Genomic DNA, 12,878 nt, shown 5'->3' with positions numbered 1-12,878 from the left:
AGGGGCGGGTTTCGGTAGTGTGCCTAGTTTTGGATAGAAATCCGCGACGAAGGGACCAGGAACGTGCTCGACGACGCCGGGCTCCAGGCGCTCCGGGAGGCGGCACGCCTGTCCCCGGACAATCTCCCCCTCCGGCGGCATCTCGCCGAGCAGCTCCTGACCAAGGGATACCTGGCCGACGCGGAGGCCGAGTTCCGGGCCGCGCTCATGCTCGCGCCCAAGGACCCGGACATCACCGCCGGGCTGGCCGAGACGTTCGTCCGCCGGAGCGCGTACGGGGCGGCGCTCGCCGCGCTGGAGCCGTTCCTGGCCGAGCCCGGCCATCCGCCCCGGATGGGCGTGCTCGCGGCCCGGGCGCTGCTCGGCGAGGGTGACACGGGCAAGGCCGGCTACCACTACCACGAGGCGGTGTCCCGCGATCCCGGGGTGGCCGACCCCGAGCTGGCCGCCCGGCTGATGGCTCCCGTGGCTTTCGCGCAGGCGGTCCCGTCCCCGCCCGCCCCCGCGCCCGTGGAGGCCGAGGAGAAGGTGGAGCGGTCGGAGGTCACCTTCGCCGACGTGGCCGGGATGGAGGCGGTCAAGGAGACGCTGCGGGTCAAGCTGCTGCTGCCGCTGCGGCAGCCGGAGCTCTTCGCCGCCTTCGGCAAGCGGGCCGGCGGCGGCGTCCTGCTGTACGGGCCGCCGGGAGCGGGCAAGACCCACCTGGCCAGGGCCGCCGCCGGCGAGCTCGGGGCGTCGTTCGTGAGCGTCGGGCTGGCCGACATCCTGGACATGTACGTCGGGTCCAGCGAGCGCAACCTGCGCGCCATGTTCGACCTGGCCCGCCGGCAGAGCCCGTGCGTGCTGTTCTTCGACGAGGTGGACGCGCTCGCCGCCCGCCGCTCCGACATGCGCCAGGCGCACAACCGGCAGATCGTCAACCAGTTCCTGGCCGAGCTCGACGGCGTGGACCAGCACGCCAACGAGGGCGTCCTGGTGCTGGCGGCCACGAACGCGCCCTGGTACGTCGACGTCGCGTTCCGCCGCCCCGGCCGGTTCGACCAGTTGGTGTTCGTGCCGCCGCCGGACGCCGCGGCCCGCGCGGCCATTCTGCGCATCCTCTGCCGCGACAAGCCGCTGGCCGAGATGGACTTCGACGCGGTGGCGCGGGTCACCGACCAGTTCGTCGGCGCGGACCTGAAGGGCCTGGTGGACCGCGCGGTGGAGGTCAAGCTGCAGCAGTCGATCAGCGCGGGCCGCGCCATCCCGATGTCCACGCCCGACCTGCTGGCCGCCGCCAAGGGCGCCAAGCCCACCGCCGTACGCGAATGGCTGGCCACTGCGCGCAACTACGTCTTGCACGCGAACGAGTCCGGCGCGTGGGACGAGCTGCTGCCCTACATCAAGGGCAAGTGGTGAACCCACAGGTGGTGAACCCCGCCGACTCGATCACGCGGGCGAGCACGCTGATAGAGCTGAACCGCACGGCCGAGGCCGAGCGGGAGCTGCGCGGCCTGCTCGCCGTCCGGCCGGAGCACTCCACCGCGCACGCGATGCTGGCGCTGGCGCTGGTGTGGCAGGGCCAGGGGGCCGAAGCGGTGACGGAGTCGCAGGAGGCGATCCGGCTGGCGCCCGACCAGCCGTACCCGCACTACATCGCCGGCGTGGTGCACCACCGCCTCGGCCACGGTGACCAGGCCGTCGCCGCGGCCGAGGCCGCCCTGGCCCTGGACCCCGCGGACGCCAGGACCTGGAAGCTGCTGGCCAACGGGCAGTTGCTGCGGGGCAGGTACCACGACGTGGCCGAGGCGGCCCGGCGCGGGCTGGCACTGAATCCTGAAATGTCCGACCTGGTGAGTCTGCTGGCCCAGGCCCACGTCAGGCTCGGCGAGGCGGAGCCGGCCAAGGCCGCCGCCGCGCACGCCGTACGGCTCAACCCGGAGAGCGCCATGGCCCACCTGGTGCTCGGCCGGGCGGAGCTGGCCTTCGGCGACCCCCGGCGGGCCGCCGAGTGCTTCAGGGAGACGCTGCGGCTGGATCCCGGGTTCGATCCGGCCCGGGATCTCCTGGTGACGGCGCTCAAGTGGCGCAATCCGCTCTACCGGATGCTGACCCGGTTGCAGGGGTCGTCCTTCGGCGGGTGGCGCATGGTGTTCCTGCTGCCCCTGATCCCGCCGCTCATCGCCGTCTTCGTGCTCATCGCGGTGCTGCACTGGGTGGGCTGGGTGGGTGAGGCGGTGACCGTGCTGCGGCTGGCCCTGGGCAGGGCCACCCGGCTGCTGTTCGCGGGGGCCGAGGCCCGTACGGCGCTGGTGTGCTGCCTGCTCGTGGTGGCCGGCGCGGGGGTGCTCGCGCTGGGGATCGGGCTCGGCCGGGACACGGTCGGCACGGCCGGGGTGGCGGTCATGGCCCTGGTCACGGCCGTACAGGAGGCCGCGCACACCGGCTCGGCGCGGGGCCGCGCGGTTCTGTACGGGTGGACCGCGCTGCTGGGGGTGGCGATCGTCGCGTCGGTGGTGCTCGCCTCGATGGGGACCGCGATGCTCAGCCTCTACGCGGGGCTGGGCACGATCTGGGTGGCCGCCGGGGTACGCCGCCTGCTGCGCTGAACCGATCCCGACGGCGGAACCCGTTCTAACTCGGCCACGAGGGGTCGTTCCCTTCGCCGCCTCCCGGTTGGCCGCCATGCTACTCGCCGGTAGGATTCCGTCGAGCGACCCCTGGCGCCCGACCGGCAAGCGAGCGAGAACTTGTTCTCATTCACCTTTCCGCCCGGCCGCCCCGCCCCCGCTCCACCGGAAATAAGGGCCGGCCGACCGATGCGCTCGGGGGCCGCCTCTGTGCATGCTGGTGGGGACGGGTCCGGTGCGGGGCCTGCACCAGAGCCGAGAGGAGTCACAAGGGCATGGAATATGCGGCAGGCCGCCCCACCGTGGTCTTGGATAATGGCGTCGTCGGCAGGATCATGCTGGCGCATTCGTCACGGCGCGATCTCGTGCTCGTGCTCGGCATGGACGGCACGCTCCTGAGCTGTGAGGTCGACGACATCGCCTGCGTGGTCGGCGGCAGGCCGCTCTGCCGCGACGGGTGAGGCGCGGGTTCGCTTTGTGAGGCGTCACAGATTTGACCGCCCATCTTTACAGCGCTGTCCAGTTCACAGAATGGCGAGCATCGCTCATCGTTTGTCTGCGCAATGAACTGCGACCAGTGGAGACGCGATGCGGCGCCGTACCTTTCTCAGCCTTGGAGCAGTGGCGTTCTCGGGGGCGGTGTGGCACGAGGCCGCGGTGTCCACCGCCACGCACGCCTCCGTCGCGGCGGGCGCGAGCCCGTACGGACCGCTCGGCGTGCCCGACGCGAACGGCATGGCGTTACCGGCGGGCTTCACCGGCCGGATCGTCGCCAGGACCGGCCACCGGGTCGGCGGCACGTTGTGGCACCCCGCCCCGGACGGCGGCGCCTGCTTCGCCGACGGCACCGGCTGGATCTACGTGTCCAACTCCGAGGTGCCGCTGGCGGGCGGGGCTTCGGCGATCAAGTTCCGGGCCGACGGCTCGATCGAGCGCGCCTATCGCATCCTGAACGGCACCAACCTCAACTGCGCCGGCGGCGCCACCCCGTGGAACACCTGGCTGTCGTGCGAGGAGATCTTCCGGGGCCGGGTGTTCGAGACCGACCCGTACGGCACCCGCTCCGCCCAGAGCCGCCCCGCGATGGGCCGGTTCAAGCACGAGGCCGCCGCCTGCGACCCTGACCACCAGGTCATCTACCTCACCGAGGACGAGACCGACGGCTGCTTCTACCGCTTCACGCCCACCACCTGGGGCGAGCTGTCCAGCGGCCGGCTCGACGTGCTGTGCGGCCTCGGCGGCGACGCCGTCGACTGGCGGCCCGTGCCCGACCCGGCCCCCGGCGTCCTGGAGCGCCAGACCAGGCACCAGGTCTCGGCGGCCCGGCACTTCAACGGCGGCGAGGGCTGCCACTACGCCGCCGGAGTCTGCTACTTCACCGCCAAGGGCGATCGCAAGGTCTGGGCCTACGACACCACCCGCCAGACCGTGACCGCGATCTACGACGGCACGGGCACGCTCGACGGCGTCGACAACATCACCGGGCGCCCGTCGGGCGACCTGTACGTGGCCGAGGACGGCGGCAACATGGAGATCAACATCATCACGCCCGACGGCGTGGTCGCCCCCGTCATGCGCCTCGACGGCCAGAGCGAATCGGAGATCACCGGGCCCGCGTTCTCCCCCGACGGCACCCGGCTCTACTTCTCCTCCCAGCGCGGCACCAGCGGCGAGAGCCTCGGCTCCGGCGGCATCACGTACGAGGTGACCGGCCCCTTCCGCCGCTAGACCCCGCTGCAAGACCACGGATTCCGCACCCCTTACCCCCCGCAGAAGGAGTCCCCCATGGTCCGACGGATGATCACATTCCTGGCCGCCGTCTCCCTCCTGCTCGTCCTGTCGCCACCGGCCCAGGCCGCGGCGCAGGCGGAGACGTACGTGGCCCTCGGCGACTCGGCCGCCGCGGGCCCGCTCGTGCCGAACCCGGTGTTACCCGACCTCGGCTGCCTGCGCTCCGACCGCAACTACCCCCGCCTGACCGCCCAGGCCATCGGCGCCGCCACGTTCCGGGACGTCACCTGCTCGGGCGCCGACACCACGGACATGTACCAGCGGCAGAACACCGAGCTCGGCAGCGTCCCGCCGCAGCTCGACGCGCTCAGCCAGGACACCACGCTCGTCACGGTGCACATCGGCGGCAACGACGTGGGCCTGACCGGCTTCATCGAGGACTGCCTGAACCTGCTGCCCCCGCCCATCGGCGACGCCTGCAACGACGACTACGTCGAGAACGGCCAGGACACCTGGCGGGTCAAGACCGACGCGTTGCGCCCCAGGCTGACCCAGCTCGTCGCCGACATCCGCGCCCGTGCCCCGCAGGCCCGGATCTTCATGGTGGGCTACGCCACGTACGCGCCGCCCAACGGCTGCTACCCGCGCGTGCCGATCATCCGCGCCGACGCCAACTACATCCGGGCCACGCTGATGTACTTCAACCGGATGCTGGCCGAGCAGGCGGCCGGCGCCGGGGTGGGCTTCATCGACCTGCAGACGCCGAGCGTCGGGCACGACCCGTGCACCTCGCCCGGCACGCGGTGGATCGAGCCCTACATCCCGGCCGCGCCCGCCGCCCCGTTCCACCCGAACGCGTTGGGCATGCGTAACTTCGCCACCGTCGTGACGGCCGCGGTGACGGGCGCGCTCGCGAAGTCCTGATCAGCGGCGGTGGCCGAGCTGCCGGCGGGCGGCCAGCGCCGCGCCGATGCGCTGCAGGTGGGCCGGATCCATCGGGTCCAGCCCGGTCAGCGTGACGGCCCTGCGCAGGCGGTAGTCGACGGTGTTCGGGTGCACGTGCAGCAGCTCGGCCGTACGCCGCCGGTCCAGCCCCGTGTCCAGGTACGCCTTGAGCGTCCGCAGCAGATCGGGGTTGTCGAGCAGCGGGTCGAGCAGGCCGGCCAGCACCTCGGTCGCCTCGCTCGACCTGGTGAGCTGGTATTCGAGCAGCACGTCGGCCAGCCGGTAGGCGCCCGGCGGCTGCTCGAAGATCCGTACCACCTCCAGCACCTCCTCGGCCAGCTTCGCCGCGGCGGGCACGCCCGCGGGGTCCGCGAACCCGGCCGCCGCCCACACGGGCACGCCCGCCGCCTTCCCCATCGCGGCGGCCAGGTCGGCGACCTCGCACCACCCGGGGTCCGCGCCGGAGAGCGGGACGAGGGCGATCCCGCCGCTGGTGTCCAGGGCCGACAGCACCGGCTCGGCCGCGTACCGCTGGAGGGCGGTCCTGATCCGGCGCAGCTTGCGCCGCCCCGCGACGGCCCCGCCCCGCCGGCCCTCGTCGGGATGCCGGTCCACCGCGACGGCCAGCACCAGGTAGCGGGGCGCGAGCCGGAGCCCGGCCAGCGCCGCGCGGTCGCCGCCGAGCAGTGCGGAGACGGCGGCGTGCATCGAGTGCTGCTCCTGGCTGAGCATGCTCTCCCGCTCCTCCAGGTACGCCGTGCACACGGCGGCCGTGGCCGAGCCCACGTAGAGGAGGACGAGCCGGTTGGCGGCCAGGGCGTCGTCGAAGTCGGCGGGCGTGGCGTCGGCGAACAGGTGCTCCCACACCATGCGCGCCCCGAGATGGTAGGCCGCGAGCAGGGCCTCCAGCGGCACGCCCTCCTGGGCGCGGCGGATCGCGGACTCCCGCAGCGGCGCCAGCTCGGCCCTGGTCGGCGGCTCGCCGTCGCGGAACATACGCGAGACCAGCCGCAGGTTGTGCTCGGTGATGGCGGTGATCTCGCCGTCGAGCTCCTCCTTCGGCAGCCGCCGGTAGAGCGGTATCTGCTCGGCGAAGCCACGGACGAGCCGCCTGGCCAGCTTGGCGGTCTGGCGTTCGAGCACCTCGTGCACGGGGCACCCGGCCAGGGTGAGGGCGCGGACCACGCTCGAACCCTGCCAAACGGGTCACCGATCCTCAAGCGGGCCCCGGATGAAAGTTTCACAGTCTTCCGGGACCGATGGTGCGCGACCGTTGACGGGGCGGCGGCGGGAAAGGAGGATCGGATCGCTCCACATTGTGGGAGCGCTCCCAATTTCCCTAAGGACCTCCATGACCCGAAGCCGGGCCGCCTTACTGGCCCTCCTCACCATGGTCGCCCTGTCGCCTGCGGCCACGCCCGCCGTGGCGGCGCAGGCCGACGAGGGACCCGAGCAGATCGTGAACGGCACCTTCGACGCCGGCACCGCCCCGTGGTGGAGCACCGGCAACCTCACCCCGGCCGTGGACGCGGGACGGCTGTGCGCCGACATCCCCGGCGGCACGGTCAACCCCTGGGACGTCATCATCGGCCAGAACGATCTCCCGCTGGTGGAAGGGGAGACCTACGCCTACCGGTTCAGTGCCTCGGCCGCCCCCGCCAAGGTCGGCAGGGCGCTGGTGCAGCTCCCGGTGGACCCCTACACGCAGTATCTGTCGGCCGCCCCCGAGCTGAGCGTCTCGGGCAACGACTACTCCTACACGTTCACCGCCCCCGTGTCGCTGCCGAACGCCCAGGTGGTCTTCCAGCTGGGCGGCAGCGCCGAGCCGTGGAGGTTCTGCATGGACGACGTGTCGCTCAAGGGCGGCGCCGAGCCCGAGGTCTACGAGCCGGACACGGGACCGCGCGTGCGCGTGAACATGGTCGGCTACCTCCCCGCGGGCCCCAAGAAGGCCACCGTCGTCACCGCCGCGACCACGCCGCTGAGCTGGGAGCTGAAGAACGCCGACAAGCGCACCGTGGCCACCGGCCGGACCACCCCCAGGGGCGTGGACGCCAGCTCCGGCCAGAACGTGCACACCCTCGACTTCGGCGCCTACCGCAAACCGGGCGAGGACTACACCCTGACCGCGGACGGGGAGACGAGCAGGCCGTTCGACATCTCCCCCGGCATCTACGACGACCTGCCCACCGACGCGCTGAAGTTCTACTACACCCAGCGCAGCGGCATCGAGATCCTCGACACCCTCAGGCCGGGCTACGGCCGGCCCGCGGGCCACGTGGGCGTGGCGCCGAACCAGGGCGACCTGAACGTGCCCTGCCAGCCCGGCGTCTGCGACTACACCCTGAACGTCAAGGGCGGCTGGTACGACGCCGGCGACCACGGCAAGTACGTGGTCAACGGCGGCATCTCGGTCTACCAGCTCATGGCCGCCTACGAACGCGACAAGGCCGCCTTCCGGGACGGCCAGCTCGACATCCCGGAGAGCGGCAACGGCAGGCCGGACATCCTGGACGAGGCCCGCTGGGAGCAGGAGTTCCTGCTGAGCATGCAGGTGCCTGACGGTAAGCCGCTGGCGGGCATGGCCCATCACAAGATCCACGACCAGAACTGGACCGGCCTGCCGCTGCTGCCGCACCTGGACCCGCAGCTCCGCGAGTTGCACCCGCCCTCCACGGCCGCCACGCTCAACCTGGCCGCGACGGCGGCCCAGGCGGCCCGGCTGTACGCCCCGTACGACGCCGCGTTCGCCGCCAGGAACCTCACGGCGGCCCGCAAAGCGTGGGCGGCCGCCAAGGCGAACCCGGCGAGATACGCCGACCCGAACGACGGCAACGGCGGCGGCGCCTACAACGACGCTGACGTGAGCGACGAGTTCTACTGGGCGGCGGCGGAGCTGTTCATCACGACGGGCGAGAAGGAGTTCAAGGACTTCGTACTGGCCTCGCCGCACCACACCGGCGACATCTGGCGTGACCGCGGCTTCGACTGGGGCAACACGGCCCAGCTCGGCCGCCTCGACCTGGCGACCGTGCCCAACGTCCTGCCCGACCGGGCGCGGGTGCGGCAGTCGGTGGTGGACGGGGCCGAGAAGTATCTGGCGATCCAGCGCGCACATGCGTACGGGCTTGCGTACGACCCGCCCGACTTCGACTGGGGCTCGAACAACCTGGTGCTGAACAACCTGGTCGTCATGGCCACGGCCTACGACCTGACCGGGCAGGAGAAGTACCGGGCGGGCGTACGCGAGGGCATGGACTACCTCCTGGGCCGGAACGCGCTGAACCAGTCGTACGTGACCGGCTACGGCGAGGTGGCCTCGAAGAACCAGCACAGCCGCTGGTACGCCCGCCAGCTCGACCCCGCCCTGCCCAACCCGCCGCGCGGCACGCTGGCAGGCGGGCCCAACTCCAGCATCCAGGACCCGCTCGCGCAACGGCTGCTGCGGGGCTGCAAGCCGCAGTTCTGCTACATCGACCACATCGAGTCGTGGGCGACGAACGAGCTGACCATCAACTGGAACTCCCCGCTGGCCTGGGTCTCGACGTTCCTGGCCGACAAGGGCGAGCGGGCCGGCTGCCGGGTGCGCTACTCCGCGCACGGCGCGGGTCCCGGCGCGTTCGACGCCCAGATCGTGATCGAGAACACCGGCAAGGAGAGCGTGGACGGCTGGACCCTGCGCTGGTCGTTCCTCAGCGGGCAGCGCGTGCGTACCGACTGGGGCGCCGCGCTGTCGCAGTCCGGCGCGGTGGTGACGGCCAGGAGCCGCGGCACGATCAAGCCGGGCAGGTCGGTGGCCTTCGGCTTCACCGGCACGGCCGCCCCCGGCCCCAACCCGGCCCCCGAGGTCTTCCACTTCAACGGCGACCGCTGCGGCTGATCCGATCGCCCGGCGGCCCGGGAAAGGGCCGCCGGGCCTTGCCGACGCTCCGTTGAACGGAATAATGTCGGCCATGCCCAGGGGAACCTCAGAAGTCAGCGAGCCGATGTACTTCGTGCTCGCCGCGCTGCGCGCCGGACCGATGCACGGACACGCGATCAGCAAATCGATCAAGGAATTGTCGCAGGGCCGGGTCCAGCCGTCGGTCGGCACCCTCTACGGCATCCTGGAACGCCTGAACGAGCGCGGGGTGATCACCGTGGACCGCGAGGAGACGGTCAACGGCCGCAACCGGCGCTACTTCAGGATCACCGATCAGGGCCAGGCGCTGGTGGAGGCCGAGGCCAGACGCATGCAGGCGGCCGCCGCCCTGGTCCTGCGAACCCAGGAGGCAGCCGCCCTCGCCCCGCGCCTGCCGGGCCTATGACGGCCGCCAGATCGTCCCCCGGGCCCGTGATGGCCGTCGGATCGGCCCCTGGATGCGGCAGGACGGCATGACGGCGCTGGAGCGGCGCTACCGCCGGCTTCTACGCCGTCTACGAGCCGCGGTTGTCGTCGATCGAGGCGCGGATCAACGACCAGTTCGCCTACTACGCCTCATGAAGTCGTTCAGACAGGTGCTCGGGTGATTGAGCCGATCGGGGCCGTGGTACGTCCAAGGGACATGAGGAGAATCTGGCGGATCGTGTTCCTGCCGGTGCTCGTCCTGGTGCTCGCCCTGGCCACGAGGGCGAGCGCGGCCCCGGTGTCCGTTGCGCGAGCTCCGGCTGCTCCGGCGGCGGACGTACCGCAGGAGTCGCTGGTCGAGCTGCGTGAGCAGGGCGGCTTCGCGGGCGTCGACAATCAGGTGATCGTCGCCGCCGACGGCCGGGCCGCGTTCAGCCGCCGCACCGGCCCGGTCGTGGACCTGCCCCTGACGGCCGAGGAGCTGGCCGTGCTGCGCGGCCACCTCGCGAACCTGCGGATCGGCCCCTCCGAGGCACGCCCTCAGGGCGCCGACTTCATCGCCTACACCCTGACCCACCAGGGCCACCGCGCCACCCGCTACACGCTACCCGCCGACTGGCAGCCGGTGGTCCGCTTCCTGGAAGAGGCACTGGAGAAGTACTGGGCCCCGGACTGACCGCCAGATTCGCCGGCCACGCCGCTGGGTCAGTTCTCGCTCAGCCGCTCCTGGGCGAATGAGCGGATCTCCTCGTCCTCGGCGGTGAGCGCGTGCTCCAGGAGGCTCCTGTCCTCATCGGACAGGCGTGCGGCAGCCGCCGCGGCGAACAGCCGGGCCATCGGGTCGGGGCCTTGGAGCCGGGCGAGGACGTCACCCGGGTCGGGCTCCTCGTCGTCCTGGCGGACCAGCCAGTCGGCCAGGGTCTTGACCGGACCGGCCTCCAGGGACGACGCCCCCGCCTCCAACTGATCGGTCGAGGCTTCGGACAGGAACTCGAGGACCTTCCAGCGGACGGCGGCATCGTAGTCCATGCTCATCCTCATGACGCTCGCGATGGCGGGCCCATGCCGTTCGTCGGCGTTCAGCAGCACGACCTCGATCGCGAAATACCGTACGTTACGGATGGGGCTGGCGAGCAGGGCCGGGACCTCGTCCATCATCGGGGCGGCGAGCTCCCCCAGCTCCGACAGCACCCAGGTCCCCGTCCGTACGACCAGGTCATCGTCGCTGTGGAGGAGCCTGCCGAGGTTCTCGACGGGGTATCCCTTGTACAGCTCGCTCAACAGGTCGTTGGCCGCCGGGCCCACGACGTCGTCGTCGGCCGGATGCATGCGGATGCGCTCGATCAGATCGTCGCCTGCTTGGCTCTGCATCGGCCGTCACCACCTGTTCCTCTTGCGCTCCGCGTCGCCGGACGTGAGCTCATCCCTCGTATCCTTGCCGCCGCATGCTCTCCTCGAACTCTCTGAGAGCCCGCTCTTCCCTTCTGATCCTCTCGGCATGCCCCGACTCCCAGCCCAGCCTGTCTTCCTCGGCCTTCCTCGCCCTGAGGCTCGCCTCCATCTCCTTCTTGGCCGCCTCCGCCTCCGCCTTCGTCATGCCCCTGGCGTCGTTGAGGGTCTCTCCATGTATCTTGCCGGTCCGGTCTCGGCCGAAAATCCCCCTGCCGCCGCCACCGCCGCCTCGGCGCCCGCCCCCGCCGCCACCACTACCACCGCTCGATCCCCTGTTCCTGCGGCCCATCTGGGCCATGCCGTCCCGGACGGAGCGAGGGCCGGACGGGGCCCTCAGAGCTGCGGCCCGGATCGGGACGCGGGGGCCGCCCGCGCCGGCCAGTGCCGGCATGCCCCCGGGGCCGCCCGGGCGGCGCAGGCCCTCCGCGATTCGCCGCATGGGCTCAAGGACCTTCGTCCGCAATATGCGAACCAGCTGGCTGCCGACGGCCTCTCTGCCCGCGTGCATGATCCCCTGGTTCGCCCGGCGCGCGGCGAGTATTCGAGCGCTGGCGGCCGCACCCGCGGCCATACCTCCGGCTAACAGCAGCTTCTGGACGTCCACCAGCGCGGTCGCCGCCTGCATGACCTGGCCGACCTTCATCGCGGACACCACCGAGGCGCCGCCGTCGAGGATCGCGGGCGACATCCGCATCGCTGCGGTGGCCTGGGTGATGTGGCCGCCGTCGTTGCCGACCCTGTTCCAGTGCTGCTCCATGGCGGCGGCGGACTCGCCGCGGTAGCCCTGCTGCGCGCCGCGGACCGCCGTATCGGCCCCGTTCGCCGCGGGGAGCACACCGGCGAGCAGCGTACGGTCGGCGTTGCCCTCGCCTCTGAACATGTCCTCGTCAGCGCTCACGAAGGGGCCGATCATCGACATCATCCCGGTGAGCGCGGGGTCCAGCGTTATGCCCATGTGTCGCCGATGTTCCCGACGTTCGCGGCGTTGGCGATCTCGGTGTCGCGCGTGTTCCTGATCACGCCGTGCAGGCCGTCGCCTGTCGCGACCGCCTCGGTGGAAAGGCCGGAAAGCGCGGCGACCTTCATCTGCCTGCATTCGGCGTAAACAGCGACGAAATCGCCGAACAGGCCGTCGTCGCCGGAGGCCGCCACGCCGTCCACGCCCTGGCTGTACGTCCGGATGGCGGCTCCGACGTCTTCCCCATGGGTCCTGATCCGAGAGGCATCCTGCCCCATCGCCCCCATTGCGACCTCAAGTCCCGTCATGCTCATCCACCATAGCGTCATATTTCATGATCTTGAGGACACTCTTCGGACAGGAGTGCCGCAGTCCACGGCAAGATCACGTTAATGGTCTGTCTACACTGGGACCTTCACTCGTTGGCACCGGAGCAAGACATGCCGATACCACCGCCAGAAGAAGACCGCGAATACGTCGAACAGATCTACGCCACGACCCGCAGGGCCATGCGCGGCCTGCAGGCGGCGCAGGCCGCGATAGGGCAGGTCGTGGGCCGGGCCGCGAGCGAGGACGACCTCGTCAAGGCGACCGCCGGTGGCCGGGGTGACATCACCGGGCTGCGCATCGACCCCCGCGCCATGCGGCTCCATGAGGGCGAGCTCGCCAGGCAGGTGACGGCCGTGCTCCAAGCGGCCCAGCAGGACGCGGCTCTGCAGGCCCAGCAGATCGCGAGCAAGGCCATGGGAGAGGTTCCCGAGCTGCCCAAACCGCTCGGCGAGACTTTCGTCCGGGCAAGGGCCGAGCAGGTCATCCGCGATCTTCTTTAGGTTGGAGGCAGGTGTGCACGCCCACC

13 protein-coding genes are annotated in these 12,878 nt (G+C 71.3%); 9 read left to right on the top strand and 4 right to left on the bottom strand.

All coding sequences use genetic code 11. The features are described 5' to 3' along the window. Positions 1 to 63: 63 nt before the first annotated feature. The 5 genes from BLS95_RS22035 to BLS95_RS22020 all read left to right on the top strand — a co-directional run bounded on the left by BLS95_RS22035 (position 64) and on the right by BLS95_RS22020 (position 5,264). Positions 64 to 1,398, top strand: coding sequence for an ATP-binding protein (locus tag BLS95_RS22035; protein WP_090934165.1), 1,335 nt, complete (start codon positions 64 to 66; stop codon positions 1,396 to 1,398). Continuing rightward, a complete protein-coding gene (locus BLS95_RS22030; protein ID WP_143043829.1) occupies positions 1,395 to 2,588 on the top strand; it encodes a tetratricopeptide repeat protein in 1,194 nt (397 codons plus the stop codon). Before BLS95_RS22035 ends, BLS95_RS22030 begins: the two co-directional genes overlap by 4 nt. Before the next feature lie 296 nt (positions 2,589 to 2,884). After that, positions 2,885 to 3,070 (top strand): hypothetical protein, encoded by a 186-nt coding sequence (locus BLS95_RS54330; RefSeq protein ID WP_143043828.1) that lies wholly within the window; start codon positions 2,885 to 2,887, stop codon positions 3,068 to 3,070. Between the two features lie 127 nt (positions 3,071 to 3,197). Then, positions 3,198 to 4,337, top strand: coding sequence for an alkaline phosphatase PhoX (locus tag BLS95_RS22025; RefSeq protein WP_090934160.1), 1,140 nt, complete (start codon positions 3,198 to 3,200; stop codon positions 4,335 to 4,337). A 57-nt stretch (positions 4,338 to 4,394) separates the two neighbouring features. Beyond that, complete coding sequence (locus tag BLS95_RS22020) at positions 4,395 to 5,264, top strand: SGNH/GDSL hydrolase family protein (RefSeq protein WP_090934157.1); 870 nt, start codon at positions 4,395 to 4,397, stop codon at positions 5,262 to 5,264. Here BLS95_RS22020 and BLS95_RS22015 read toward each other — a convergent pair whose 3' ends face one another. Then, positions 5,265 to 6,470, bottom strand: coding sequence for a PucR family transcriptional regulator (locus tag BLS95_RS22015; protein WP_090934154.1), 1,206 nt, complete (start codon positions 6,468 to 6,470; stop codon positions 5,265 to 5,267). It abuts the gene before it with no gap. Between the two features lie 166 nt (positions 6,471 to 6,636). Here BLS95_RS22015 and BLS95_RS22010 point away from each other — a divergent pair, with 166 nt between their 5' ends. From BLS95_RS22010 to BLS95_RS22000, 3 genes are all read left to right on the top strand, one after another. Then, on the top strand, positions 6,637 to 9,165 hold the full coding sequence (locus tag BLS95_RS22010; RefSeq protein WP_090934151.1) for a glycoside hydrolase family 9 protein: 2,529 nt from the start codon (positions 6,637 to 6,639) through the stop codon (positions 9,163 to 9,165). 73 nt (positions 9,166 to 9,238) lie between these two features. After that, positions 9,239 to 9,592: a PadR family transcriptional regulator gene (locus BLS95_RS22005; protein WP_090934958.1), complete on the top strand. Its 354-nt coding sequence runs from the start codon at positions 9,239 to 9,241 to the stop codon at positions 9,590 to 9,592. 237 nt (positions 9,593 to 9,829) lie between these two features. After that, a complete protein-coding gene (locus BLS95_RS22000; protein ID WP_090934148.1) occupies positions 9,830 to 10,288 on the top strand; it encodes a hypothetical protein in 459 nt (152 codons plus the stop codon). Between the two features lie 29 nt (positions 10,289 to 10,317). Here BLS95_RS22000 and BLS95_RS21995 read toward each other — a convergent pair whose 3' ends face one another. The 3 genes from BLS95_RS21995 to BLS95_RS21985 are packed head-to-tail and all read right to left on the bottom strand — an operon-like array spanning position 10,318 to position 12,330. After that, the gene (locus BLS95_RS21995; RefSeq protein WP_090934146.1) at positions 10,318 to 10,983 is read right to left on the bottom strand and encodes a hypothetical protein; all 666 of its coding nucleotides are present in this window, start codon (positions 10,981 to 10,983) and stop codon (positions 10,318 to 10,320) included. Positions 10,984 to 11,032: 49 nt separating this feature from the next. Further along, entirely contained in the window at positions 11,033 to 12,019 is a 987-nt protein-coding gene (locus BLS95_RS21990) for a hypothetical protein (protein ID WP_090934144.1), read from the bottom strand. Next, positions 12,010 to 12,330 carry a hypothetical protein gene (locus tag BLS95_RS21985; RefSeq protein WP_143043827.1) on the bottom strand — a complete coding sequence of 107 codons (321 nt, stop codon included), beginning with the start codon at positions 12,328 to 12,330 and terminating at the stop codon, positions 12,010 to 12,012. Before BLS95_RS21985 ends, BLS95_RS21990 begins: the two co-directional genes overlap by 10 nt. 132 nt (positions 12,331 to 12,462) lie before the next feature. On the opposite strand from BLS95_RS21985, the gene BLS95_RS21980 reads away from it, so the two are divergent. Further along, the gene (locus tag BLS95_RS21980) at positions 12,463 to 12,852 is read left to right on the top strand and encodes a YbaB/EbfC family nucleoid-associated protein (protein WP_176993322.1); all 390 of its coding nucleotides are present in this window, start codon (positions 12,463 to 12,465) and stop codon (positions 12,850 to 12,852) included. Positions 12,853 to 12,878: the final 26 nt, after the last annotated feature.

The organism is Nonomuraea jiangxiensis (genome assembly GCF_900099965.1).
Taxonomy (GTDB): Bacteria; Actinomycetota; Actinomycetes; order Streptosporangiales; family Streptosporangiaceae; genus Nonomuraea; species Nonomuraea jiangxiensis.
This window is presented reverse-complemented; position numbering and strand designations above follow the sequence as displayed.